22 protein-coding genes are annotated in these 26,288 nt (G+C 37.7%); all 22 read right to left on the reverse strand.

Annotated features, from left to right (window positions below):
- Positions 1-6: 6 nt before the first annotated feature.
- The 22 genes from R2S10_RS11935 to gmd (R2S10_RS12040) all read right to left on the reverse strand — a co-directional run bounded on the left by R2S10_RS11935 (position 7) and on the right by gmd (R2S10_RS12040) (position 26,262).
- Complete coding sequence (locus R2S10_RS11935) at positions 7-1,965, reverse strand: nucleoside-diphosphate sugar epimerase/dehydratase (RefSeq protein ID WP_316840666.1); 1,959 nt, start codon at positions 1,963-1,965, stop codon at positions 7-9.
- A 156-nt stretch (positions 1,966-2,121) separates the two neighbouring features.
- A complete protein-coding gene (gene gmd / locus R2S10_RS11940; RefSeq protein WP_316840667.1) occupies positions 2,122-3,231 on the reverse strand; it encodes a GDP-mannose 4,6-dehydratase in 1,110 nt (369 codons plus the stop codon).
- A 91-nt stretch (positions 3,232-3,322) separates the two neighbouring features.
- Complete coding sequence (locus R2S10_RS11945; RefSeq protein ID WP_316840668.1) at positions 3,323-3,919, reverse strand: sugar transferase; 597 nt, start codon at positions 3,917-3,919, stop codon at positions 3,323-3,325.
- Positions 3,919-5,127 (reverse strand): DegT/DnrJ/EryC1/StrS family aminotransferase, encoded by a 1,209-nt coding sequence (locus R2S10_RS11950; protein ID WP_316840669.1) that lies wholly within the window; start codon positions 5,125-5,127, stop codon positions 3,919-3,921. Before R2S10_RS11950 ends, R2S10_RS11945 begins: the two co-directional genes overlap by 1 nt.
- 2 nt (positions 5,128-5,129) lie before the next feature.
- Complete coding sequence (locus tag R2S10_RS11955) at positions 5,130-5,729, reverse strand: GNAT family N-acetyltransferase (protein WP_316840670.1); 600 nt, start codon at positions 5,727-5,729, stop codon at positions 5,130-5,132.
- Entirely contained in the window at positions 5,722-6,927 is a 1,206-nt protein-coding gene (locus R2S10_RS11960; protein ID WP_316840671.1) for a glycosyltransferase family 4 protein, read from the reverse strand. Before R2S10_RS11960 ends, R2S10_RS11955 begins: the two co-directional genes overlap by 8 nt.
- Positions 6,928-6,932: 5 nt before the next feature.
- The gene (locus R2S10_RS11965; protein ID WP_316840672.1) at positions 6,933-7,943 is read right to left on the reverse strand and encodes a hypothetical protein; all 1,011 of its coding nucleotides are present in this window, start codon (positions 7,941-7,943) and stop codon (positions 6,933-6,935) included.
- A complete protein-coding gene (locus R2S10_RS11970) occupies positions 7,943-9,052 on the reverse strand; it encodes a DegT/DnrJ/EryC1/StrS family aminotransferase (protein WP_316840673.1) in 1,110 nt (369 codons plus the stop codon). The genes R2S10_RS11965 and R2S10_RS11970 overlap by 1 nt, the downstream gene beginning before the upstream one ends.
- Complete coding sequence (locus tag R2S10_RS11975) at positions 9,052-9,453, reverse strand: FdtA/QdtA family cupin domain-containing protein (protein WP_316840674.1); 402 nt, start codon at positions 9,451-9,453, stop codon at positions 9,052-9,054. Before R2S10_RS11975 ends, R2S10_RS11970 begins: the two co-directional genes overlap by 1 nt.
- Positions 9,454-9,503: 50 nt before the next feature.
- Positions 9,504-10,355 (reverse strand): hypothetical protein, encoded by an 852-nt coding sequence (locus R2S10_RS11980; RefSeq protein ID WP_316840675.1) that lies wholly within the window; start codon positions 10,353-10,355, stop codon positions 9,504-9,506.
- 42 nt (positions 10,356-10,397) lie between these two features.
- Positions 10,398-11,324, reverse strand: coding sequence for a glycosyltransferase family A protein (locus tag R2S10_RS11985; RefSeq protein ID WP_316840676.1), 927 nt, complete (start codon positions 11,322-11,324; stop codon positions 10,398-10,400).
- Between the two features lie 6 nt (positions 11,325-11,330).
- A complete protein-coding gene (locus R2S10_RS11990) occupies positions 11,331-12,506 on the reverse strand; it encodes a glycosyltransferase (RefSeq protein ID WP_316840677.1) in 1,176 nt (391 codons plus the stop codon).
- A 7-nt stretch (positions 12,507-12,513) separates the two neighbouring features.
- Positions 12,514-13,809, reverse strand: coding sequence for an O-antigen ligase family protein (locus R2S10_RS11995; RefSeq protein ID WP_316840678.1), 1,296 nt, complete (start codon positions 13,807-13,809; stop codon positions 12,514-12,516).
- Positions 13,810-13,900: 91 nt separating this feature from the next.
- The gene (locus R2S10_RS12000) at positions 13,901-15,223 is read right to left on the reverse strand and encodes a glycosyltransferase (protein ID WP_316840679.1); all 1,323 of its coding nucleotides are present in this window, start codon (positions 15,221-15,223) and stop codon (positions 13,901-13,903) included.
- Entirely contained in the window at positions 15,223-17,052 is a 1,830-nt protein-coding gene (gene asnB, locus R2S10_RS12005; RefSeq protein WP_316840680.1) for an asparagine synthase (glutamine-hydrolyzing), read from the reverse strand. The genes R2S10_RS12000 and asnB overlap by 1 nt, the downstream gene beginning before the upstream one ends.
- A gap of 5 nt (positions 17,053-17,057) precedes the next feature.
- Positions 17,058-18,368 (reverse strand): oligosaccharide flippase family protein, encoded by a 1,311-nt coding sequence (locus tag R2S10_RS12010; protein WP_316840681.1) that lies wholly within the window; start codon positions 18,366-18,368, stop codon positions 17,058-17,060.
- 1 nt (position 18,369) lies between these two features.
- On the reverse strand, positions 18,370-18,891 hold the full coding sequence (locus R2S10_RS12015) for an acyltransferase (protein WP_316840682.1): 522 nt from the start codon (positions 18,889-18,891) through the stop codon (positions 18,370-18,372).
- Between the two features lie 118 nt (positions 18,892-19,009).
- Positions 19,010-20,101: a non-hydrolyzing UDP-N-acetylglucosamine 2-epimerase gene (gene wecB / locus R2S10_RS12020; protein WP_316840683.1), complete on the reverse strand. Its 1,092-nt coding sequence runs from the start codon at positions 20,099-20,101 to the stop codon at positions 19,010-19,012.
- 16 nt (positions 20,102-20,117) lie between these two features.
- Positions 20,118-21,395, reverse strand: a complete 1,278-nt coding sequence (locus R2S10_RS12025; protein ID WP_316840684.1) for a nucleotide sugar dehydrogenase — start codon at positions 21,393-21,395, stop codon at positions 20,118-20,120.
- Complete coding sequence (locus R2S10_RS12030; protein ID WP_316840685.1) at positions 21,388-22,479, reverse strand: lipopolysaccharide biosynthesis protein; 1,092 nt, start codon at positions 22,477-22,479, stop codon at positions 21,388-21,390. Before R2S10_RS12030 ends, R2S10_RS12025 begins: the two co-directional genes overlap by 8 nt.
- Positions 22,480-22,513: 34 nt before the next feature.
- On the reverse strand, positions 22,514-25,030 hold the full coding sequence (locus tag R2S10_RS12035) for an SLBB domain-containing protein (protein WP_316840686.1): 2,517 nt from the start codon (positions 25,028-25,030) through the stop codon (positions 22,514-22,516).
- Between the two features lie 95 nt (positions 25,031-25,125).
- A complete protein-coding gene (gene gmd / locus R2S10_RS12040; RefSeq protein WP_316840687.1) occupies positions 25,126-26,262 on the reverse strand; it encodes a GDP-mannose 4,6-dehydratase in 1,137 nt (378 codons plus the stop codon).
- Positions 26,263-26,288: the final 26 nt, after the last annotated feature.

Consider the following 26,288-nt stretch of genomic DNA (forward strand, 5'->3'; position numbering starts at 1 on the left):
AGTATATCAATGAGCGTTTTCAGATAGCTCTGAACGTTCTACATCCAGCTCTTCAAATATAGAATTTTTACTTTTAAATTCAGGGACAATGATTTTCATCTGCTCCACTACCTTGGTAGAATGGTCAGATAATGCGTATTTGAACAATTGAGACATTTGAATTTCTATATTAGTGAAATCGTATTCACGAACCTGTCCTATCATTATTTTCTCATGATAAGTAGGCATTGTGTTTTCACTATCATTCAATAACTCTTCAAATAACTTCTCTCCAGGACGCAAACCGGAGTATACGATCATAATGTCTTTATTAGGCACTAAACCGGCAAGTCGGATCATCTTTTTGGCCAGTTCCACAATTTTAACAGATTTACCCATATCAAACACGAAGATCTCCCCTCCTTTTCCCATACATCCGGCCTCTAATACCAATCTGCAGGCTTCAGGAATGGTCATGAAATAGCGGGTAATTTCCGGGTGTGTTACGGTTAACGGACCTCCCTTTTCAATTTGTTGTTTAAAGCGAGGAATTACAGATCCATTAGATCCCAATACGTTTCCAAATCTGGTGGTTATAAATTTCGTAATCGGCTTAACTTTCAGTTCATTGATATAACTTAAGCCATTACTAAAAATGTAATCTGTATTGTGCAAGGAATTATTTAGTGATTGTACATAAATCTCTGCAATTCTTTTGGAGGCCCCCATCACATTGGTTGGGTTTACGGCTTTATCCGTAGAAATCATTACAAATTTCTGAACACCATGTTTCACTGATTTATCAGCAATCATTTTGGTTCCCATTACATTTGTCTTAATAGCTTCTGCAGGATTGTCTTCCATTAGGGGCACATGTTTATATGCTGCTGCATGGTATACATAGTGCGGCTTATAGGTTTCGAAAAGAAATTCCATTCTCTTCTCATCCTTTACATCTCCAATAAAAGCATGGAAATTGGTATTTGCATTCGTTTCTTCTAATTCGAGGTAGATGTTGTGTAAAGCGGTTTCACTTTGATCACATAAAATGATCAATCCAGTCTCAAATTTCAAGAGTTGTCTTACCACTTCACTTCCTATGGAGCCTGCGGCACCAGTGATCAATATTCGCTTATCTTTAAGTTGACGTTGGATCCCATCAATATCGATTTCAATGGTCTTCCTGTTCAAAAGATCTTCGATATTTAAATTCTGTATTTGGGCTGTGGTAACCTGACCTCTTGCCCAGACATCCGGAGAAGGGATGTTTAGAATTTTGACACTATGTGCTAAACACACGTCAACCACCTGATTTTTTCTATCGGAAGGAATCGTGTAAGAGGCAAAGATGATTTCGTCTACTTCATGCTTAACGATCAAGTGTTCAAGTTCAGAAGCGTCTAGAATTTTCACCCCGTCTATCGTTTTCCCAACTTTTCGTAAATCATCATCTACAAAGGCAATGATTGTTTTATTTACTTTCACATCGTGATCAAAAGTTCTTTTTGTTGCTACTCCAGCCTCTCCAGCGCCATAAATGATGACCCTGATTTTATCCAGTTTCGCATTTTTAAGGTACATAAAGAAGTATTTAACGATGATTCTATAGGTAATCAGCATTAAAAAACTAAACAATGTATAAATGACAATTGCGACATTGCTCACTACAGAAGAACCGGTCGTTACGATGATTACTGCATTAGTAAAGAATATGATCAGTGAACTTAGGATCACAGAGAATAAAATCCTAAAAGAATCCTGAGCAGAGGTATACCTTACAATTCCTGAAAAAGTTTTGACACTATAGAATACCAAAGTATTCACTGCAATTACTAATAGTACTGATTTATAAAATCCTATAAAGTTAATTTTATCAATCATAAAATTGTGCTGCAGAATTACAGCAAATAGCAATGCAAGTAGACTTAAACAGATATCTATAGTAAAAATTATCCAGCGAGATACAATTTCAAGTTTAGTAAACATAGAGCCCAATTAATGCGTTCTTCCAAAAATAACAATAATTAAACCAAAAAAATAATGAGTGCCTTTTCTTACACATTGATAAAGTTTAGAAAGTATAAGTAATGCGATTCAACATCGAATATTAATCGAAAAAATTCAGGTGAATATTGATTTAAACTATTCAAATTGATTTTTCACTTTATATCCTGCTTCTTTCAACATGACCTCTTTGCGGAAGTGATCTAAATCAGATTCCATCATTTCTTTGACCAGGGCAGGTAAATCATATTTAGGTTTCCAACCCAGTTTTGTATTGGATTTAGTAGGATCACCTATTAGCAAATCAACTTCCGTTGGGCGGAAATATGCCGGATCTACAGAAACGACCTCTTTTCCTATCTCCACATAAAAAGCCGAAGTATTACTTTTCACAAAAGCTTTCTCTTCTACTCCTTCTCCTTTAAATTCCAGTTCGATGCCTACTTCAGCGAATGACATTTTCACAAAGTCTCTCACTGTAGTTGTTACTCCAGTAGCGATTACATAATCTTCAGGAACATCCTGCTGTAAGATTAACCACATGGCTTCTACGTAATCCTTGGCATGGCCCCAATCTCTCTTTGCGTCGAGGTTACCCAGGAACAATTTATCCTGAAGCCCTAATGCGATCTTAGAAACCGCGCGTGTAATTTTCCTGGTAACGAAGGTTTCCCCTCTAAGCGGGCTCTCATGGTTAAATAAAATACCATTACAAGCATACATTTGATAGGCTTCTCTATAGTTAACCGTAATCCAGTAGGCATACATTTTGGCTACTGCATAAGGCGATCTCGGATAAAAAGGTGTTGTTTCTGATTGCGGAACGGCCTGTACAAGTCCGTATAATTCGGAGGTAGAGGCTTGATAAATTCTTGTCTTTTGTGCCAATCCTAAGATCCTCACGGCCTCAAGAATACGTAGTGTACCTATTCCATCAGCGTTAGCAGTATATTCAGGGGTATCAAAACTAACTTTAACATGGCTCATTGCACCCAGGTTATAAATTTCATCCGGCTGCACTTCCTGAACAATACGAATTAAATTCGTGGAGTCACTTAAATCTCCATAATGAAGTTTAAAGCGAACATTTTCCTCATGAGGGTCTTGATATAAATGATCAATCCTATCGGTATTGAATAATGAACTTCTCCGTTTAATCCCGTGAACCTCGTATCCTTTTTTCAATAAGAGATCTGCAAGGTATGCTCCATCTTGTCCGGTAATACCTGTTATTAATGCTTTTTTCATGCTACTATCTAATTATTTTTCAACTCCAGCTTATATTAAACCCAAATGGATAACGAATAAATACTTGCTGAGTCCTTGTGTGTGCTGATAATTATTTGCTAAAAAAAACGGCTCTGATGGTTAAAATAATAATTTTAATCGAACCGCTTACCGATTTTGTCATCTCATAAGAACTTAAATTCATACGGATTTTATCGGGCATAATCACCTCTATATAATATTTTTCAGGGTCTCCCTGATGTTGAAGAATATCATTCTCATTCCTATATTTAATGGAGGCATAATCTGTGATTCCGGGTTTTAAATCCAAAACTTTAAGTTCAGCTCCTTTGTATAGATTTACGTACTTTCTGACCTCCGGGCGAGGTCCAACCAGGCTCATCTGACCAAAAAGAACATTAAATAATTGAGGTAATTCGTCTAATTTAAATTTCCTGATCGTTACTCCTATCGGCGTGATTCTACGATCCTGATTTCCGACCGTCAGCAAGCCCATTTTATCCGAATCCACATACATAGATCTGAATTTGAGCAATCCGAAGTCCTGATTATGCTGCCCCACTCTAATTTGCCTGTAGAATGCACCACCTTTGGAGGTACATTTAATGATAATGATCAGAATAATGAATATCGGGGACAAGATAATGATCCCTAAAAAAGAAACAAAAATGTCAAAGATTCTTTTCACTAGGCGATATTTTTATAGGCTTGTTCCACAACCGCACAGATATACGCTACCTCTTCCTCTGTTAGCTGAGGGTAGATTGGGAGCGAGATTTCCGCTGAATAATTTTTGTAGGCTTGTGGATAATCCTCCATTCTATACCCTAATTCTTTAAACACCGTTAACATAGGCATTGGAATAAAGTGAACATTTACTGCTACACCCTGACCAGTTATAAATTCGATCATTTGATCACGTTGATCTTCTGTAATGCCTTTGATTCTTAATGCGTATAAATGATTACAGGAAGTCCGTTGTTCATCTTCCAGCAGCGGGCAGAAAGCCCAATCTCTGGCGGCAAAGAATTGCTCGTAATTTTTTGCAATAGCATTTCTTTCTGCCATCAACTGGTGATACATACGAATTTGACCTAGTCCCATCGCTGCACATAAATCAGGCATATTTACTTTTAAGCCTGCGAATAGGATATCATATTTCCAGCCTCCCGCCAAAGATTTAGTGAACGCATCTTTTGTTTGTCCATTAAGCGACCAAAGACGCATCAACTTATACTCATCTGCGTTGTCAAAACTTTCCGGTAAATTGATACAGATCATTCCACCTTCTGCGGTGGTTACATTTTTCACTGCGTGGAATGAGAAAATCGTAATATCCGTTGCACAACCCGATTGAATTCCTTTAAACTTGGCTCCTATAGAGTGCGCCGCATCAGAAAGTACGAGAATGCGTCCCAACTGACTTTGTTTTTCAGAATCCGGGCTAAACATTTTAATGATATCTGCATCTTTTATAATCTCATTGATCGCCTCGTAGTTACACATCAATCCGGCAAAGTCAACTGGCATCACCACTTTTGTACGTGGAGTAATGGCTGCTTTCAATTTAACCGGATCTATAGTGAAATCTTCCAGAACGTCTACCATAACTGGTGTAGCACCACAATGAAGGACGCTTAATGCGGTAGCGGAATAGGTATATGCTGGTATAATTACTTCATCACCAGCTTTTACACCGAACCATTTTAAGACTAAAATAGCGCCTGAGGTCCATGAATTCACTCCTAGTGCTTCCGGGCATCCCGTAAGCTCTGTTACTTCTTTCTCTAATAATTTCACCTTTGGGCCGGTTGTGATCCATCCTGATTTCAAAGTATCAACAACTTCAGCTATAATTTCCTCATTTACGAATGGAGGAGAAAAGGGAATTTTCATATTTATACATTTTTGTGGTAAAGGTTCATTTCTCTTTTATGTTGTAAAAAAGACTGAACAAGGATATAACCATTACGTCCATAAAACTGGTTTACATAATCGTTATCTTTTGCATCCGTGGTTAATATTAATTGGGAATTTCCAGCTACTTTAATTTCATTTTCAAATGCGCCCAAAAGTTTCTTTCCTATTCCTTTGGCTTCTTTATTTCCAGAAACACAAATGGACAGTAATACTGGAATATCGCTATACTCTGTGTTTTTAAATGACAATAGCGATAAGATGATTCTTTTTACACTACTGGGATTAACGATCAGATTAGGAAATGAGGCGAGCAGCATTTTTAGAGAATTCTTTTTTAGAATTGCCCTGTAAAATCCAGTGTTATTATTGGTTCCAATCGCAAAGCCAACCAATTCCTCTCCATGGAATGCACCCAATCCAAATCCATGTTCATGGCCTAGGATCCCTTTGTAGAAGACTTCTAGAAAAGACTTCCCAAGAGAGGTTAAAAAGAACCCTTTAAAAGAGTTGTCATGTAAATGTGTGACCTCTTTTATATGATCTTCATTCAGTTTTTTTATTTCTACCAATTTATTCATTGACAATACTCCACACTAACTTAGTTAAATTTACCTCTTTACTAAAGTTCCTTAAACAATAATCGCGCCCATTTAGTCCCAGCTTTTTTAGACTGGCATCCTGCTCAAGAGCAACTTCCTGAATGGTATTGGCCAGCCAATCTACATCTTCGGCCTCTCCAACCCAGCCGCATTGTGCCTCAATCACTGCATTCGCAGTATCACTACCTTTATCGGCAAGCACAATGATCGGCCTTTCTGAGAACATATAAGCAGGCAATTTTGATGGAATAGAACTGCTTGCTGCTCCCTTAATCATTGGAAGTAACAACACATGTGCTTCAGACTGAACCTTTGGTACCTGACCACCGGGTACTTCGCGAAATACAATATCAAATCCCGGATTCTTTTCAGCGATTTCCTTGCATTCCTCCAGTTTAGAACCACTTCCAGCCAACACCAGTTGGGCATTTACATTGGCTTTTATAAAAGCATTTAAGACTAAAGGAAGTCCGGCTACCGGACCAATATTACCGAGGTACATAAATGTACGCTTGGTAGACGGCCATGTATCTCCATAAGGAATAAAATCTTTTTGTTCCTGCCAGTTTAAGACGACTTCAATTTTATCCGCATCAACCGCTCTGGAACTAGCAATGAAATTTTTCATTTTCCGGGAGATGGCGATTATTTTCGAGGCATTCTTTAGGGTATACTTTTCAAATTTAAAAAGAAGCGGGTAGGCCAGTTTGCCAATTACTCCTGGTAATTTGTTGGTTAAAGACTCCGGATATAAATCCTGAATGTGTACTGCATAAGGGATATTCCTTTTTTTACAGGCTTTTGCTACTCCATACTGACCAAATAACGGCCAGGTGTTCATATACACCCGATCTATTTCATTTGCATGATCCAGGATATAACGGTAAGTATGCCATCCAAATGAGATGCTTTCCCATAAACGGCCTAGTACATTAGATTTAGGGCAAATAAAAGAAGGCAGGCGAGAGACTTTTAATGTCTTACTCAGCTGTTGGGTATTGATTTTGTCTTTAACAAAGTCGGCATTAAATTTAAAGCCTGCGGGTCTGGATGGGAAAGGTGCAAGCACCTCAACATCGTGTCCATTATTAGATAACTCTTCTGCAAGTGCTTTTCCAATTTGGGCAGAAACCACTGGTTCCGGATCATAAACACAATTAACAATAAGTATTTTCATTAATGCTATTTGTAAATGTAATCATTATAGTACCATCTTCTAAATGAGGTAAACAGTTGAGTTGCGCTCTTTCTGATACTGTTTTGATTGACTGCTGTTCTGTTTTTTTTCATTACCTCTGCAGCGTCACTTGCCAATGCTTTATTAATTATTTCAGAATATTTAGCAACCTCGTTCAGGTATTTCTTGTAAATATCTGTTTTAAGAACGGGACAAGGTCTAACCATATACCTACTCATACTGGTGGTATAAGTATCAGGAGCGATTTTTTTGAAACTCGCAAAATGATAAAACACTAAAACATCCTGATCAATAAAGATCTGGTTTTGAGCATTTTTGGAAATCTTATATTGTCCGGCATTCCAAGGGGCAACATTGGCTCCTTTTTGCTTGATGATTTTAACGCCTGAAAACTCATGTTCCCATTTGTCTAAATATTTCTGATCTCCAAATCGTTGTCCTGCTTCGTCATAATAATCAAAGCACCATTCCTGACAATCGTTTAACCAGGATTTTAAACATTTCTGGCCTTCAGTATCCCTTCTAAAAGATACCCAGCCTACGTTAAATCTACCGTATTTCATGTATCTCTTGCCCCATCCATGAAACTTATGTTCAATGATGGCTACTGAAGCATCCCCAATCTCTTCGTATATTTTCTCTGCTGAGCTAAAGAAGTACAGGTCTGCATCCAGATAAGTCAGCAATGCGCATGATTGTTCTTTCAGAAAGACATAGCTACAAATGAAGGGGCTACAACTAAAATAGAATTCCACTATTGACCTTTGCTGTTTTAGCTCCGTCAATATTGGAAATTCATTCATTAGCTGACTAAGATTGACACAAACAATTTCTCCTACCGAGTTACCTTGGTACTTAGATAAATAGTCATATGATTTTTGATCCATGCAGAAAGCATAGATCTTCAATTTAGTAGAGGTGTGTAGGAGTGAATCATAAAGTGCCAAAAAGTTTGGCAGATAATTCACATCGAACAAGGTACAGTAATAACGCATTAATTATTTTGGAAAAATGACTTGATGGACTTCACAACGTATTCGATTTCTTCGTCCTTTAGGCCAGGGTAAAGTGGGATACTTAAACAGGTATCTGCAATTTCTTCAGCTAGTGGAAAATCTCCTTTTTTATAGCCAAGTTCCTGGTAAGCTTCCTGCAAATGCGGAGGGCGAGGATAATGAATCATTGCATTTACGCCAAGCTCAGCAAGGTGTGCCATTAGTGCATCTCTTTTTGGAGTTCTAACCAAATAAATGTGGTATACATGCGACGAGCCTTCATTAACATGAGGTAAAGTTAATCCCTCAATACCTGCTAAAGCTTCGTCATACTGTGCTGCAATTACCGTTCTTTCCTGAGTAAAGCGTTCAATATAGCCCAATTTAACATTCAGAAGTTCGGCCTGCATTTCATCAAGTCTTGAGTTTAAGCCTTTGACTTTATTATAATATTTCTTTTCTGAACCATAGTTCCTCAATACGCGAACCGTTTCAATCAGTTCCGCATTGTCGCCACTTACAGCGCCTGCATCACCAAGTGCCCCTAAGTTCTTTCCTGGGTAGAAGCTAGTTCCATTTAAATCACCAAAAGACCCGGTCAGCTTTCCATTGAAGGTAGCCAGATGAGCTTGTGCATTATCTTCAACTACAAACAGGTTATGTTTTTTTGCAATTTCCATGATTTTGTCCATTTCGCATGACAAACCATACAAATGCACTGGCAAAATTGCTTTTGTTTTAGGGGTGATTTTACTTTCGATCTGATCTACATCGATATTATAGGTCGCTAGATTAGGCTCTACAGGGATTGGAATTGCACCTACTGCAGAAACTGCAAGCCAGGAAGCGATATAAGTATTGGAAGGCACCAAAACTTCATCCCCTTCTCCTACGCCTAAAGCCATTAGAGAAAGTATCAGTGCATCAAGTCCGTTTCCAACACCTACAGACGATTTAGTCTGTCCTAGTTTAGCGTAATTTTCTTCAAATTCTTTCAAGGAATTCCCCATAATGAACCAAGCAGAATCAATTACCTTTTCACATGCGCTCTTTAATTCAGGTTTAAGAAGACCGTGTTGATATTCAAAAGATAGATATGGAATTTTCATTATTTATAATATTCTTTATAGTCAGTGTATTCTCTTAAATAATCTGCTTCTTCAAATAGGCCGGAACAGAACACAATCTGCACCGCATTATCATGGTATTCCATTCTATGCCAAACGTGAGGAGGCAAATAAATACCCTGAGTAGAGGAAGTCAGTTCGAAGGTGTCGATTTGCCCATCAGGCATTTCAGTTGTTACGATAATTCGCCCTTCAATAGCAATCAAAATTTGTTCAGTCGCTTTATGAGCATGATTTCCCCGAACTATTCCATTGGGAACCGAGTGTGTCCAAAACATTCTTTTCACCTCAAAAGGGATTGTTTTTCCCACCTCAGCGATATCAAGATAACCAAACTCAGCACTTCCCGTATGTTGGAAATTTATAATATAGGGTGATTTCATTATTTATATTTTAGTAATCAAAATTAATTAAATAAGCATAGGGTTTCATATTAATTCTTTTTAAACAGGAAGCCCATCATCGTACCTTGTTCCGGTGCTTTAAAGATTGGGGTGACCGGTCCAAATTCAAATTCTCTAACCAGAGAAAGGTTTTTACTTTTCAAATAATCCAGGAACTCCGTCTTATTTAAAATCCAAAACAGGTATTCCGTTTCATAGCCCATTGTTTTCGGTCTTTGGATGGCTACAAAGCTGGGTTTATCCAAAATAAAGATCATTCTGGTGATGTATACATAATCAGAATTATACTTACATATTTTATCTACTCCTGCTTTCCAGTCCTTTTCATACCATAAAGAGCTACTGGCCACTACTAAATCAAAGTCTACATCCTGATGTAGATTTTCATCATTAAAATAATGGTAAGCAGGATTCAATGCTTTTCCATGATTGTTGAACACTTCAAAATCATAGCAATAGTAATCCACTTCTACATTTGTAGTTTTTACCAGTTCTTCTGCTAATAATCCATAATGGCCAATTCCTCCACCCCAGTCCAATACGCGGGTTAGTTTTTTGTCTATAGCAGATAAAGCCAGTACATAAGCAAAAGAGAGCAACAAGTTATGAAAGAAGGGGTCATTTTCATGAGACACCTGCGGACTTTCATGATTAACGCCCAAGGCATTGGCAGAGCCAATGCGATTTGCATAAGAACCCCATTTTTCTCTTTGTAAAGCAGCAATACTGTCTAATCCCCATCCACCAGTTTTAATTTTACTATCAAATCCATCAGGAAAATATTCCCATGGTGCTCTACCCACATAGCCAATATTTTTCTTCAGAAAATCGGTGACAATGGGGGGCAAAAACAATTGAATTTTTTTTAATAAAGTGGCCATTCTATAGTAGCGGTTTTAGGTTAAAGGATGATTAGATCAAAATTAGAATCTTGACAAGATAAATCTTTTATATGCATATTTTATACTTGATAACGATAATCTTCTACGGTTATATTTTCTAAAATGCTTTGATAGTCTTAAGCGATTTTCTGGTATTTCTCTGGTATTTTCTTCATAATAAGTCACCTTCTCCATATTGATATCCCAGCCAAAAACATCGCTATTATCTGCTTTGATATTACTTCCAACATGACCAATGTGTCTTACAAAAGATTTTTGCGGGAATAAGGTGAGCATATTATATACAAAAGAGGTTGCATACCAACGGATCGCCCATGAGTTTACCGTTCCATCTGCTACCTGCTGTAACATCTTACAGTATGGATATTGACCATCAAAATCAAATTCCTTTTCTGCTCCCATACTTTCGATTTTATCCATCAGTACCTGAGCATTCTCTTCAAATAGCTTCCAGCCTCTTCTCCATGTTCCCCATCCTAAGCAATCTGCATTTCTCAAAAAGTAGGTTTCCGGAAAATCCTTTTTAAAAGCCAATGGATAATTGTATCCTACAACCGAAATCACACGATCATTGTCTTTGTACAGATTCAAAGCATGGTTCATGTAATCCAGATAAAATGGAGACACAACCAGGTCGTCTTCTAATACAATGATGCTTTCGTGGCTTTCCATAATCTGATTTACTCCACTGATAATTGCTTTAGAAAGCCCTTTATTTACTTCACTTTCAAAAACAATCACTTCTTTACACCACTGTCTGCTTTTCACCATTTCCCTCACCTCTCTAATTAGCTGTAGTTCCTGCTCTGATGCATCTGGTTTTGGTCCATCACAAAAAACATATAATGTACTATCTTTTGATTCTTTATTAGTGCTTAGAGAGGTTAATGTTTCTTCCAATATTAAGGGGCGGTTGTACGCAAATACTACAATAGGTGCTAATTTCATATGGTTTTATTTCTTTTCGACGTTAGCTGAGTTTTCAACTGCTCTATATAAAGAGAGTAGTTGATCCGCAACAACATCTTCACTATAATTTCTTTCTATAAATTTTCTAATTTCTGCAGGATCAAAGGCCGAGTAATTACGATGCAGCTCAGACAAAGATGCTGCCATCTTTAAAATATCGCCCGATTCGATGAGAATTCCTGTCCCCGGAATGATAATATCCTCTGGACCACCACTTTTCGTTGCAATTACTGGCAGGCCACAGGCCATTGCTTCGATAATCACTACACCAAAAGTCTCCCTAAAAGAAGGCAATACCAGACAATGTGAGGTTTGATAACAGCCAACTAAGTTGTGGGGACTAATTTTCCCTTTCAGCGTTACACAATCGCTGAGGTCAAGATCGAGGATCAACTGACTTAAATTTTCAAACTCCGGTCCTTCTCCATAAATTTCAAGGGCAGCATTTACACCTGTGTCTTTGAAAATTTTAAAGGCCTGAATGAGGATATGATGTCCTTTATTTTTCAACAGATTGCCTACGGAAATCACTTTAAACTGATCTTCTTTTCTATTGGAAAAATCCAACTGAAAAAGACCAAGGTTCACCACATTGGGGATCACTTGAAGTGGCGACACATTACAAGATTTAGCAATTGCAGTTGCGAGATTTTTACTGACGGCAATATTACCTGCAGAGGATTTCAAGACCCGAGTCGCAATCTTTAGTTTTTCAGCTGTATAATCATTTAGTAAGTAGGCCGAATCGTGTTCGGTAATTACATATGGGATTTGGTGCTTTTTAAAGCAAGCCATTGCCACCCGACCTGCATGGAATACATTATGCGCATGAATGATATCAGGCTTACCATTTTCTGCTATATATTTTTTCACCAAGGATAGCGTAACCTTTATCCAGATCGCGCTACCTAATGGGTATTGATTGAGAAGATTTATACCGCGAATGCGATAGGTTAACAAGCCATCTTCCTTTTCTTTAGTCAGCTGGTACAGATTTTCATTGATACCAGAAAACACCTTCTTTAGGCTTTTTTGTTCCGTGTAAACCGTTCCAATTTTTCCTACTTTATGAAGCAACACTTTGGATTGGTTCTTAAAAAACAATCCATTTACAGGCGTATTTTTCTCAGGGTAAAATGATGGTATGATTAAAATATGCATGTGTATCCTATAATTTAGCGTTTTTAATTCCAATAACTGAACCGATCATAAACCAGGAGATAAAAGAAAGGTATAGATAAGGAACCTCTGATGGAGGACCGTATAAATTCGAATTACTAATAAAAATAGAGAGCAGAAAAACAACCTGTACCACATAAATGGCACAGCAATATTTATAAAGTGTCTGATCTTGTACCTGTTTTATTGCCTGTCCCATTTTTCTAATCACAGCCAGTGTCATGAAAAATACCGTGATGACTCCTGCCAAACCGAGTTCGCATAAGATACTTGCTACGCCATTATGCGGACTGGCAAGATAAATTGGTACCCCGGTAATTACAATTGGCGTGGTATTGTGTCCTACAAACATCCCGAATCCGATTCCAAATATGGGGTTATTCATAAAGATCTCATAAGCAGAATTTAACATCAAGATCCTGATGGCGACATCCACACTCTCAGTGGAGTCTATTCCTCCATAAGAGTCAAATGCCCCGGTAAGAAAAAGTACTGCTATTCCACCGATCAAACCAGTAATCAATAGAGGAACTGCCCAAAGCATCTTTTTAATGGACATATTGGTTGTTTTACAGAAATACCAGATGCACATGATCACAAAACTAACCTGGCTCTGTCTGGTTAATATAATCAGAATACTAAACAACAAAATAGCCAATGCAAATCTCATCAGCTTTCTTTTAGTTTTAAGCTGGATTGCGCTTAAGGCTCCTAATCCGAGTAGAAATCCAATAGAACTATATTGAATACTCATACCTGGAGAAAAAGTAATGGGAGGTACAAAATTATACCTGCCGATTGACCCTCCTGTTGCGAAAAACCAGGTGACCACATTTACAAACGCATTGAACAGACAAAGTGCAATTACAAAATTGTATATTTTTATAAATCGCTCTTTAGAAGTACATACCGTCCGGCCTAATAAGTAAGCGACTATCGTACTAAGGACAAATATCAGCCCGTTGAGCATAATTTTCCAATATAAAAAGCTAGGAGTCTCCCCTGTATTCGCTGAATAAATACTTGATACTGAGTCAACATTTGGAATGTTCAAGAGAAAACTGATCAATACCACCAGAAAAAAAATCAACTGATAAATCAGCAGTTGATCCAGTTTAAAAAAAGATTTGAATGCCCCCTGTTTGGGGAAAAGTACCAATAAGAACAGAACAGTTACCAGACCCAAATGAAAAAAGCTATAACTGCCAAATTGTATCCTTACTAGCAGGATAGCAGCAAAAAACAAAGAAAGTGCAAGAAGCGTCAGTAACTTATAAATCTTCATTTTTTTTATCAGCCTTTAATATCGCGTACCCTGGTATGTTTTTAATCAAATTCATATTCGAAATCAATAGTTTTAATTCCTATTAAACAACTCAAACATTTAGGAGTTGTGCGACCTCCTGGGCTATATTTTTCCTATCGAATCTCTTCAATTCAGGACTGTCATTATCCAATCTTTTATAAGGAGATCTACCTTCGATAACCTCTAGTAGAATTTTCGACAAATCATCCACCCTTTCTGGGGAAGAGATATATCCAATATTCAATTTCAAAATTAACTCTTTGGCCGGACCTTCCTCTACCAATGCAATAATTGGGTTCCCTGTTGCAAGGTACTCATAAAGTTTCCCTGGCATTGTTCCTGCTCCGGGACCGGGAACAAGTAATAGCCAATCGGCATTCATTATCTCTTGTAAGCTATCTTTATGTGGAATAGCTGCTTTCAATTCAAATAAAGGATTAGGATTTGCCAAATTATAAGCTTCGCCATCAGGGTCAATTACACCATATTGGGTAACAAGAACCTTATTTATAAGATCTGGCTGCTGTAAATAAATGGCATTTAAGCTCTCTAAAAATGGTTTTATGGAGCGTTTTCCATAAAAATTACCTGCATGAATGATTTTCAGCTTGGAATTTAAGACTGTATCCTTCGGTTTTAAACTAGAGAAATCATCAGAATCATAACCATTAGGGATAAACGTGATCTTATCTGCTGGCAGCGAAGGATATTTTTCAAGAAATTCGACTTTGTATGCTTCTGATGTTACAATGATCTGATCACAGGATTTCAGAACAATAGATTCCAATTTATGATCCATTTGTTCAAAAAAGGGCAGTTTATTGTTTCTAAATGGATTAAATGTCCAGGGATCCCTAAATTCTACCACCCATTTTATAGACTTATTCATGAACTTCCTATACAGCAATGCGGCAATATGTACACTAGCAAAGGGAGAACTTGAATAAATCACCTCTATTTCTTCCTTTTTAACCGTAGTCCGAATTTTCCTTAAAGCGCCTAATGCCCAAAAGATATCTACGTCTGGTACAAAAACATAATCTGCTAAACGATTATTTGCATTGCCAGCTGCTGCTGCTGGACTTTTAGTTCCGTTTTTTTTCTCTGTACCCGGTTTAACCTTCGCATCCAATACAGGGGTTCTATTATTATTTTTCCGCTGAAAGAACTGCTTAATCTTTATATAAACTGAGGGAAGATTATAAGCATTACTCCTATAAATTGATGTGCCATCAATCTGCTCATAATCGTTCATTAGTGGCATTTTCTTAGTAAAAACAACCCCTTTCCAATCATGTGCTGGTAAATACTTAATTAGTTTTTCAACTCTAATAGTTCCCCCTGTACGAGTTGGCCAAAAATCACCAACTATAAATAGCACTTTTCTACTCATTATCCGAAGTTCTTATTAAACCAGATTTTTGTACATAAAACTGACCATAGTGGAATGGTATAATCTGATTTACCACTCATATGATCATTTAACATCAATTGAATATCATCCATGTTTATATATTCATTGATGATAGAATTATCTTTCTGCAGGTTATTTCTAAAAAACTGAGCCATTTCCTTTTTAGACCAGACGCTAATTGGCGTAGGATAGCCTCTTTTAATTTTATTATTCAGAATCATATCAGGTACTATTCCCCTTAATGATTCTCTGAAAATCGATTTTAAAGTCCCGGCTTTAACTTTATAATAGCTAGGGATGGTCATGCTAAAATCTACTAACCTATGGTCTAAAAATGGAACCCTGGATTCAATAGACCACTTCATGCTCATGCGGTCTTCCTGATGGAGTAATGCCGGCAAATAGAACTTAAGAGACATCAACATGTTCTGTTCAAAACCTAACATTCCCGCACCCAGGCCCTTCACTACCTCATAATATCTTCCATATACCTCTTCCGAAGCTTTGGCATTACGGAAAATGGAATAAGCGGCTGGACTTGCCCTATTGTATAATCGTTTAAAAGTTCCTCCTTTATGCAGGTATCCAGGAATTCTTGCCACTTCTGAAAGGGGTACCTTTTGACCACTTTTCATTAAGGATAACAGGTTTCTTGCAGCTAAAGTATAAGAAGGCCTATAACCTCCAAACAATTCATCTACCCCTTGTCCACCGTTCACTACCCTAATTCCGTGCTGATTGATCAGTTCATTCACAAAATACATGGGAATGATTGCCGGACCGGCAACAGGCTCATCCAGATAAGAAATCAGATCTGGCAGTACTTCCATTACCTTTAAAGGATTCGCAGAAATCTGATGGTGTATGGTATTGAATTTCTTTTGTACTTCTTGTATCTCTTTATTCTCATCAAACTGCTTTCCTAATCCTTCAAATGCTGAAGAAAAGGTATGAAAACCTAGGGTACTCATTTTACTGGCAATGGCTACAATGGCACTAGAATCTATACCACCACTCAAATGGGCACCAATTGGCAAATCACTTCTTTGGTGTAATTTGATCGCATCGTAAATTTTCCCGGTTAATTCTTCCTTGAAGCTATCATAACTACGTGAATAATCTATGGCCACTTCGGGTTTCCAGTAGCATTTCTTTTCCAGGTTATTTGCCTTAATAGTTAACTGGTGACCTGGTTCTAACAATAACACATCAGCATACCAGGTTTGGTTATCGACCTGATGTGATAGCGTTAAATAGCTATTAATCCCGATAGGATTAGGTTTAACCGGGATATTTGGATGCGCAATGACTGCTTTAATCTCAGAGCCGAAGGCAAACAATTCCTGGTTGTAATAATAATACAAGGGTTTAATCCCTACACGATCTCTGGCCGCAAAAATTTCTTTCTTTTCATTGTCCCAGATCACAAATGCGAACATCCCATTAAACATGGTCAGACAACTTTCGCCGTATTGTCTATAGCATTCCAACAGCACTTCGCTATCAGAATGTCCTTTGAATTGCACCCCTTCTTTTGATAGTTGTTCGGCTAATTCAATATAATTATAGATTTCGCCATTAAAAACCATCACAAAACGACGATCATGGCTCACCATAGGCTGATGACCTTGAGCTGTTAAATCTATGATGCTAAGTCTTTTATGAGCCAAGCCTAAGCCATACTCATTGATATAATATCCTTCATCATCAGGACCCCTATGAGCAATGGTTTTCGCCATTTTATGTAAAATCTCATTTTCGGCGTTTACCCCATTACGGATATTCCAATATCCAACTATACCGCACATAAATATTATCTTTTTAAGAATTTAACAACTTGATTTTTAATATAGAAATAATCTGAAAGCTTGGGGAAAACAAACTCCGTCAATGGAATTCGATGCATTTGCCTCACCTTTACAATAAATCCTACAGTAATCACTAAATAAGTGATCGAGGAACTAATTGCCGCACCAGAGATACCAAATATTGGGATTAGCCATAGGTTTAGCAACACATTCACCACTAATCCAACCATGAATATCATCGCACCGGTTAAAGGCCGACCCACAGAACTAAAATAATTACTGTAGGCATAATTTAAGGTCATCGCCATTAATCCTGGCAACAGCATCAAGAATGGAACAAATGCAGGGAGGAAACTACGGCCAAAAACTACCAGAATAAATGGATAACCAATCACTGCCAAACCTACGATTCCTATAAATCCGATCACAAAACTAATTCTTCCCACTAAACACATGGCTTCCTTTTGTTCTTCTTTCTCCAGGCCCGATAAATGGGGAAATAATGCGACTCCGATAGCGCTAGGAATCAATAATAAAAGCTCACCAACATTTACCGATACGGAATATAAACCTAGCTCGGATAGTGAGACCATTTTATTTAAGAAAAACGTATCTAGCCGAAATACAGTGGTTAGGAATAAATTGGAAAGAAAAATCTTGAAGCCAAAACCTGCCAATCTTTTGACATCATCCATATAAATCCGCTGATATCCTTCATCTGCAACCTGGTCGGTTTTATAAAAAAGTAAGAGTAATTTCACTACACCTCCTAAGATCAGCGCATAAACCACCCCCATAATCTGCAAGCTAAATAACAACAAGAATATTACTAATGCAATTAGATAACAAAGGTTACTGATCAAGGTGATCACCGACCATCTTTTTACTCCATTTTCCTTAGCCATTTGTTTATTACCTACCAATGAGGAAGCAATATTCAAATGTGCGATCAAGAATGTGAGTACTAACAATTTAAATTGGAAATTTTCGTTAAAGAGCCTACCGATTTGGTCACCAAAAAAGGTTAAACTCAAAGCAAATAATACGACTAATCCAAGAGAATAGTATAGAATAAAAGAATTGACACGGGCTTTATTAATCATCTCATTTTTTAAAAAATAGATGATTGCGGGTCCAAATCCAAAGGAAAAAATAACAGTAATTAAATTAAAAATCTGGGTGATCAAGAAGACTTCACCCTTTCCCTCTGGACCTAAGCTCCTTGCAATCAGCATTCCGGACCCTAAGGATACGACCAATTGCACCAGGTTATTTAATATGGAAAAAGCACTATTACTTACTAGTTTTTTAGACATATTATCCGCTTATATTCTTTATAAATTTCGCAGGATTTCCTGCTATTACACAATTACCTTCAATAAAGCTCTTTGTCACGACACTTCCTGCACCGACCACCGTGTTGGGGCCGAGTTGAACTCCGGGTAATAAAACTGCATTCATTCCGATCCAGCAACGTTCGCCAATCCGAATGTCCTTTGGAGGATCATGTTCATCAAAATTACTGAGTTTATGATTTGTAGTCACAATTCCTACATTCGGCGCAATCCAGGTTCCTTTTCCGATATGAATAATGCCATTATTAGTGTTGGCAAAGTAACATCCAAAATGCTGGAAGTTATTGAGATCATCAGGATCGAAAATAATTCCCTCCGGATAATCTATCGCCAGCTTAGTACTTGCGGGCCATGGAATATGTGCATTATTTCGGCATAATTTCTGGGTAATCATACTTCTGAACACCCATTTCCAACCCATTATACTCTGTTCAAAGTATCTCCCTCTCAAGTATTTTTTATCAAAGAAAAGACCAAATATCATTTTTAAAAAAGGATATACAATCTTTAGATAAACCACCTTTTTCATATATCCTATAACATTATTATGGTATCAATATTTAAATTTCGCTGCCTCTAAGCTAGAAGCAGTGAAATTTAGGCTATCCTAATTTTAAAATTTCCTGAACGATTCTATCAGAAGTTCTACCATCCCATTTCTCTGGGATAGCACCTTTCTTCCAGTTTCCTGCGAATAGTAAATCCATTGCTGGTTTGATCGCTTCCGGATCAATGCCAAGCAAGACATTCGTTCCAATCGTACAAGTTTCAGGTCTTTCAGTTGATGTCCTTAATGTCATACAAGGTACACCCATGACTGTAGTTTCTTCGGTGATTCCACCAGAATCTGTAATGATTGCCAAGGCGTGCTTCACTAAATAATTAAACTCCAGGTATCCCATTGGCTCTACGAAATGGATTTGATCACTTACAAAGCCAATCTCTTCCAATTTCTTCGCTGTTCTTGGATGAACAGGGAAAACCACTTTTGTGGTCCTGGCAGCATCTAGAACTGCAGTTAATAATGTTTTAAGGTTTTTGGCCTCATCTACATTTGAAGGCCTGTGTAAGGTCATTACAATATATCCTTTTTCTACCAGGGCATACTCATCAAAAAAGTCAGGTTTTTTCAAGTTAGGTTGCTGTTTTAACAACGTATCTATCATGGTATTCCCAACGAAGAAAATCTGCGATGCTTTAACGCCTAGATTCATTAGGTTCTGACCAGCCAATTCTGTTGTAGTAAAGAAGTAGTCTGTAATGGAATCTGTAACGATCCTATTGATCTCCTCAGGCATTGTTAAATCTCCTGAGCGAATTCCTGCTTCCACATGGATCACTTTAATCCCTAATTTCTTAGCGGCTATGGCGGTGGCCATCGTAGAAGTCACGTCGCCTACTACCAGACAATAATCACATGGGCTTTCTAATAATAACTTTTCATACTTCACCATAATACCTGCAGCTTGTTCTGCTTGAGTACCGGATCCGATTTCCAGATTCACATCTGGCATAGGAATTTCCAATTGCTCAAAAAAACTGCCGCTCATTTTCGGGTCGTAATGCTGACCGGTATGAACCAATCGGTAGTCAATTTCATGACCTTCTTTTTTGGCTTTTTGTATGGCACTAATGATTGGCGCAACTTTAACGAAGTTTGGCCTTGCACCAGCAATGATATCTATTAAAATCATATTATCTTAAAAATAATTATAAACGCGCATCTACAATTCCTCTATCTAAAAAGGATTTTGTGTCAAAAATTACGGAGTGGGCTCCATTTTTCAATTGCGTATAATCAAGGTGTAAAAACTCATCATGAGAAACGGCCAGCACAATCGTATCGTAAGCAGCTACCAGCTCTCCCGTTAGATTAATACCGTATTCTTTCTTCACTTCAATCGCTTCGGCATGTGGATCATAAACATCTACCTGTAAACCAAATTGCTTTAGTTCATTATAGATGTCGATCACTCTTGAATTGCGGATATCCGGACAATTTTCTTTGAAAGTCATCCCTAAAATAAGCGCTTTAGAGCCATCAATTCTGTGACCTTTTCTGATCATCAGTTTGATCACTTTATTCGCCACAAACATCCCCATATTGTCATTAACTCTTCTTCCCGAAAGGATTACCTGAGGATGATAGCCTAATGATTCTGCTTTATGTGCCAAATAGTATGGATCAACACCAATACAGTGTCCACCAACAAGTCCGGGTTTATATTTTAGGAAGTTCCATTTTGTTCCTGCTGCTTCAATTACATCTGTGGTATCAATACCGATACGGTCAAAGATCAAGGCCAGCTCATTTACAAAAGAAATATTTACGTCTCTTTGTGCATTTTCAATTGCTTTTGATGCTTCAGCTACTTTAAGACTTGGGGCCTTATGTGTACCTGCTTCGATGATACTTGCATATAAATCGTCTACTACATCTGCAATTTCAGGTGTAGAACCAGAAGTTACTTTTCTAATTTTAGTAAGTGTATTTACTTTATCTCCAGGATTGATTCTTTCCGGAGAGTAACCACAATAAAAATCTTCGTTATATTTTAATCCGGAGAATTTCTCCAATACTGGCACACATTCTTCTTCTGTACAACCAGGATATACCGTTGATTCATAGATTACGATATCTCCTTTTTTCAATACGCCACCTAACATTTCTGAGGCTTTCAATAATGGGCGTAAATCCGGTGCTTTAAATTGGTCAATAGGAGTAGGAACTGTTACAATATAAATATTTGCTTTTTTCAGATCTTCAACTGTTGCTGAAAAGTTTAAGAAAGCAGGTCCTTCAGCATTTAACACCTGTTTTAAAGTAGTTAAATCTGCTTCTCTGGTTTGATCTTCTCCATTAGATAGTTCAGTAACCCTAGTGGTATTGATATCAAATCCTAAAACGGGATATTTTTTAGCAAACTCTATAGCCAGTGGTAATCCCACATAGCCTAAGCCAATAACGGCAATATATTGATTATTCATTAGGTGAAGTATTTTTAAACATTAATTTCAAAATCAGGAATAAAACAGTCAGGAAGCCGAAAATAAAACCTCCTACTACTATTCCTTTTAATTTACCAAACTTCTCTTTATACAAAGGAAAAATGGGTTCATCTACAACTTGAATCAAAGGTGTTTCTTTGCGGAGTGCAATTTTTGACATCTCCAGATTTTTCAACAACTCCACCAATACAGCTTTATTGGTTTCTGCTGTAAACTGAGACCGTTGAACAGGAGCAACCCTTTGAACTTGTCGGGTTGGATTAAGATTTGGCGTAGCGTCTGTAACTGCCGCTGCAGTGTATATTGCACCATTCATCACCGCTCTTACAGAATCTGTTTTTTGCTGGAGAATGGCTACATTTTCTAATGATTTTTTCGTCTTTGTCTGTACGTAAAAGTCATTTACATTGGCAACAATCTGATCATTGAAAACCTTGGCAAACACTTCATTGGTTGCTTTAATGTCTGCTTTGATAATGCTCAATTTTTTATCCAATTTGCTTACTATCAGATAATTCTTAGCAATATCACTACAAACAGCCCCTAAAACACTGTCTTGTAACCTCGTAAATGACCCTTCATTTCTAAAAGTAATGTTCTTTAGCGCAGCATTTTCCTGCCAAAGCTCTCTACGCCCTGTAAAGTCAATATACATATCGATCAGCAATTCCTTTTTTTGCTGATTTTGAACTTCCGTCAATAATGTTTTCTGAATCATTTTTCTGGAACGGTACAATTCGAGGATGTTATCACCCTGAAAAATTCCCCCTCCGGCACCGCCTAAATCAATTCCTGCAATGGAAGCCAGGCCTGCATAGGCTCCTAAGCCCCCACCTCCACCACCTGCTGCTTCTTCTAATACAAAAGTAGTGGTGGCAGTGTACATCATTTTCTTAGACATCGAATAAAGTACGCCTAATACACTACCGATGATAACAAAACATATAATAATTAAGCTTTTAGAGAGTAAATAGGAGAACAATGCTTTGGCTTTAAAAACGACATCCTTCATTGATATCTCGTCAGCTCCGTTTCCTATGTTTTTTTGATTTTCAGAATCCATTATATAAAATGCAAATGCTATAAATAACTAGTAATTATCGGAGTAAAGAAACAATGATGGCACCTAATGAAGCCACAGCTGTTCCAATTCCAATCCAGCTTTGTGCGGTCATTCTTTCTCTTTCCGCTTTCTTAGGTACTAAGATTTCAGCACCAGGCTTCACCTTTGGAAAGTTATTAAAGAATAAGAATTTCCTTGCTGACTCTACAGAACCATTTGCATACTTAATATAAGCACCTTTCTTTAAGGCATTGGCGGTATAACCACCAGCACCATTGATGTACTGTTTAAAATTCTTACTTGGGAGAAAAACGATTCCGTTCGGGTTCAGCACCTCACCAGTTACCTTAACAATTTGCAATTGTCTTGGCACACGAATCACATCACCATCTTCTACAATCAGGTCATATCTTGATGCCGGTTTTTTCAGAATCTGAGCCAGGTCTATCCCAACCAAATCTGATTGAATTAATTTCTGTTCCACATCTGGTTTCACCGTATCCTTTACACCTACCTCTTGTGCACGTTTCAGATTTAAAAACTTCTTATCGTCTTCTTCTCTATTGTTGATCGCATTTTTATCATTTGGATTCACTTTTTCCGCACCTGGTCTCTTTAAGGAAGCACCATCTGCATAGGCTGTTTGCGTTAAACCTCCAGCTCTTTTGATCACATCAGAAATGCGTTCATTTTTTTGCATGATGGTATAGGTACCCGGATATAAAACCTCTCCCTCCAGCTTCACCTGTTTCTGCACCTGGTAACCTTCAGCACTACGAATAGACACTACATCAAAAGGTTTCAATACGAAATCGCTATCTACGATTTTAAGGTTTGGGTCTACGCTTACATTGAATACTTCGGCAGTTAAGGCAGAGGCCGACATGGCATCGCTGTTTTTTATTCTTCTGGAAATTTCAATACGTGTTGGTGTTGCGCCTTCTTTAAATCCTCCAGCCATTTGAATGATATCTTCCAGTTTCATATGATCTGCGTAATCGAATGAACCAGGGAATCTTACTTCACCCTGGATGCTTACTTTATATTCGTCGCGTAAATCAAAAATCGATGAAATCGTTACTTTATCCTCACGGTAAAGCGGTACATCTGGTTCTGTACCTTTCAGGACCTTATCCAGATCAAAAGAAATTAAAGAAAGACTGTTGTCAGAATTTAACCTTGAAATATAACCTCTATTTAAAAAGGCATCTTCTTTAATTCCATCGGCTTTTCCGATCAATCCTTTTAAGGTTAGTCCTTTATCCAGTTCAAATTCTCCCGGGCGAAAAACTGCACCGACAATTTCCACTCTATTTTCAAATCTATCCAGAATACCTTCTACAATATATTTATCGCCATTTAGTGGACCATAAACATCAAACTTTTCAGCAGTTATATCAGAAATCTTACGCTCTTTATTGGTGTTTTGCAACACTTTAATTTGCGCAGTATACGCTCTGTTAGAGAATCCGCCGGCAAATCTGATCACATCTGATAAACTTTCATTGCTCAATACCTCAAATAGTGCAGGGCGTTTAACCTCTCCGGCAATTTCCACCCTACTTTGATATACTGGAATGTTAATGACATCCTGATCTTGCAATCTGATGTTATTTTTTTGAATTCCATTTAATAAGAAGTCATATACATCAATGGTACTCACCACTTTATTCCCTCTGATAACCTGTATTTTACGAAAGGAACCATTAACATTCGGTCCTCCAGATGCGTTTAACGCATTAAATACAGTTGATAGAGAGGAAAGGGTATAAGATCCTGGTTTGACAACCTCGCCGAGTAGCGTGATCTTAATGCTTCTGATATTTCCAAGATTAACAGAGATATTGGTTCTACCGTTTTTCAATCCAGGGTAGGTACTTGCCATCTTCGCACTGATTTTCGAGATGGCTTGTTCTATCGAAAGTCCGCCTACAGCGATCGGACCTACATATTGTACCCGAATAACTCCTTCAGGGTTTACTTTTAACTTATAACTGGCTTCATTATCACCACTAACATCGATCAATAGTTCATCATCCGGACCAATTACGTAACTTCTAGGTGTGGCCATTCTTAGGTTAGGCTCAAAAGAGATGTCACTATTAGCGAACAACTCTGCACCAAATATTTTCGGTTTAAGGTCTGCAAAGATATCGGCAGATGGATTAGCAGCGGTCTTTTTATCCCCGGATTTTTTGTTGGCATCGGTTCTACCGGAAGAGATATCTACTTCACGATCGGTTGGTTGCTCTACATCGCCTTTTTCAGAAACAGTTTTCGCTCCAGTGTTGCCTGCTCCTCCTCTTATTTTGTCTACCCTGGCCCTTAGCTTCTCAATTTCAGCAGGTTTCATACCTTGTGCAGCGGCCATTTGTTCTAACTGGGCATCACCATATCCAATCGATTCAGCGCGCTGAATTAATTGTCTAATTTGCGCATCCGTCAAGTCATCAACTTTAACATCAGCATAATTAGTTTGTGAGTAAGCACTTTGTGCAATCAACACCGTAACAAAAAAAAGAACAGCGGTAAAGGTATTTCTAACGTTCATATAGTAAAATTTGTGGCCCCCATTCTGATCTGATCAGAACTTTTATTAAGGAGCGGAAGCCGCCCCCCTAATAATGTATTGTACTATTTTATATATTATTCAAAGTAATTTAAAGTCTTAAATCCACCTTGTTTCAAGTATTCATCTTTCTTCATTAAATGCAGGTCTGAATGAACCATATCTTGAACTAATGCAGGTAAATCATACTTTGGTGTCCAACCCAGCTGTGTATTTGCCTTTGTAGGATCTCCCAATAACAAATCAACTTCCGTTGGTCTGAAGTATTTTTCGTCCACCTGAACAACAACCGTACCCGGTTTTAAAAATTCATCATTTAATCCCAATTTTTGTATAATTTCCTGATCAACATCAATGATTACCCCACGTTCATATTGGTCTTTTCCGCTAAATTCGACTTCGATACCTAATTCTGCAAAACTCATTTTCACAAAATCACGAACGGTAGTGGTTACACCAGTTGCGATCACATAATCTTCTGGTTTTTCTTGTTGAAGAATCAACCACATTGCTTCCACGTAATCTTTTGCATGCCCCCAGTCTCTCTGAGCAGATAAGTTACCCAGGTATACACAGTTTTGTAAACCTAAAGCGATTTTACAAGCTGCACGAGTAATTTTACGTGTTACAAAAGTCTCGCCTCTAACCGGGCTTTCATGATTAAATAAAATCCCATTACAAGCATACATATTATAGGCTTCTCTGTAATTTACAGTGATCCAATAACCATACATTTTTGCTACTGCATAAGGAGAACGCGGGTAGAAAGGCGTAGTTTCACTTTGTGGAACTGCCTGTACTAATCCATATAATTCTGAGGTCGATGCCTGATAAATCTTAGTTTTTTCAACAAGACCTAAAATTCTGATCGCTTCCAGTAACCTTAGCGGGCCAATACCGTCTGCATTAGCAGTATATTCAGGAGTTTCAAAACTCACTTTCACATGGCTCATTGCCGCAAGATTATAAATTTCATCCGGCTGAGTTTCCTGAATAATCCTGATCAGATTCGTTGAATCAGTTAAATCGCCATAATGCAATTTAAAGTTTAGGTTTTTCTCATGCTGATCCTGGTACAAATGATCAATACGTTCTGTATTAAAAGAAGAAGAACGTCTTTTCAATCCATGCACAAAATATCCCTTTTTCAGTAAAAATTCAGCAAGATATGCTCCATCCTGTCCTGTGACGCCTGTTATTAATGCAACTTTCATTTAGTATTCGTATAGTCTTGGTGTAA

Origin of the sequence: Pedobacter gandavensis (genome assembly GCF_032678745.1) — a bacterium.
In the GTDB taxonomy this organism is placed as follows: Bacteria; Bacteroidota; Bacteroidia; order Sphingobacteriales; family Sphingobacteriaceae; genus Pedobacter; species Pedobacter gandavensis_C.

Excerpts from the sequence above, each read along its gene's own strand:
- R2S10_RS11935 (WP_316840666.1), bottom strand. The coding sequence starts at position 1,965 with ATGTTTACTAAACTTGAAATTGTATCTCGCTGGATAATTTTTACTATA.
- gmd (WP_316840667.1), bottom strand. The coding sequence starts at position 3,231 with ATGAAAAAAGCATTAATAACAGGTATTACCGGACAAGATGGAGCATAC.
- R2S10_RS11950 (WP_316840669.1), bottom strand. The coding sequence starts at position 5,127 with ATGAAAATTCCCTTTTCTCCTCCATTCGTAAATGAGGAAATTATAGCT.
- R2S10_RS11955 (WP_316840670.1), bottom strand. The coding sequence starts at position 5,729 with ATGAATAAATTGGTAGAAATAAAAAAACTGAATGAAGATCATATAAAA.
- R2S10_RS11960 (WP_316840671.1), bottom strand. The coding sequence starts at position 6,927 with ATGAAAATACTTATTGTTAATTGTGTTTATGATCCGGAACCAGTGGTT.
- R2S10_RS11965 (WP_316840672.1), bottom strand. The coding sequence starts at position 7,943 with ATGCGTTATTACTGTACCTTGTTCGATGTGAATTATCTGCCAAACTTT.
- R2S10_RS11970 (WP_316840673.1), bottom strand. The coding sequence starts at position 9,052 with ATGAAAATTCCATATCTATCTTTTGAATATCAACACGGTCTTCTTAAA.
- R2S10_RS11975 (WP_316840674.1), bottom strand. The coding sequence starts at position 9,453 with ATGAAATCACCCTATATTATAAATTTCCAACATACGGGAAGTGCTGAG.
- R2S10_RS11980 (WP_316840675.1), bottom strand. The coding sequence starts at position 10,355 with ATGGCCACTTTATTAAAAAAAATTCAATTGTTTTTGCCCCCCATTGTC.
- R2S10_RS11985 (WP_316840676.1), bottom strand. The coding sequence starts at position 11,324 with ATGAAATTAGCACCTATTGTAGTATTTGCGTACAACCGCCCCTTAATA.
- R2S10_RS11990 (WP_316840677.1), bottom strand. The coding sequence starts at position 12,506 with ATGCATATTTTAATCATACCATCATTTTACCCTGAGAAAAATACGCCT.
- R2S10_RS11995 (WP_316840678.1), bottom strand. The coding sequence starts at position 13,809 with ATGAAGATTTATAAGTTACTGACGCTTCTTGCACTTTCTTTGTTTTTT.
- R2S10_RS12000 (WP_316840679.1), bottom strand. The coding sequence starts at position 15,223 with ATGAGTAGAAAAGTGCTATTTATAGTTGGTGATTTTTGGCCAACTCGT.
- asnB (WP_316840680.1), bottom strand. The coding sequence starts at position 17,052 with ATGTGCGGTATAGTTGGATATTGGAATATCCGTAATGGGGTAAACGCC.
- R2S10_RS12010 (WP_316840681.1), bottom strand. The coding sequence starts at position 18,368 with ATGTCTAAAAAACTAGTAAGTAATAGTGCTTTTTCCATATTAAATAAC.
- R2S10_RS12015 (WP_316840682.1), bottom strand. The coding sequence starts at position 18,891 with ATGATATTTGGTCTTTTCTTTGATAAAAAATACTTGAGAGGGAGATAC.
- wecB (WP_316840683.1), bottom strand. The coding sequence starts at position 20,101 with ATGATTTTAATAGATATCATTGCTGGTGCAAGGCCAAACTTCGTTAAA.
- R2S10_RS12025 (WP_316840684.1), bottom strand. The coding sequence starts at position 21,395 with ATGAATAATCAATATATTGCCGTTATTGGCTTAGGCTATGTGGGATTA.
- R2S10_RS12030 (WP_316840685.1), bottom strand. The coding sequence starts at position 22,479 with ATGGATTCTGAAAATCAAAAAAACATAGGAAACGGAGCTGACGAGATA.
- R2S10_RS12035 (WP_316840686.1), bottom strand. The coding sequence starts at position 25,030 with ATGAACGTTAGAAATACCTTTACCGCTGTTCTTTTTTTTGTTACGGTG.
- gmd (WP_316840687.1), bottom strand. The coding sequence starts at position 26,262 with ATGAAAGTTGCATTAATAACAGGCGTCACAGGACAGGATGGAGCATAT.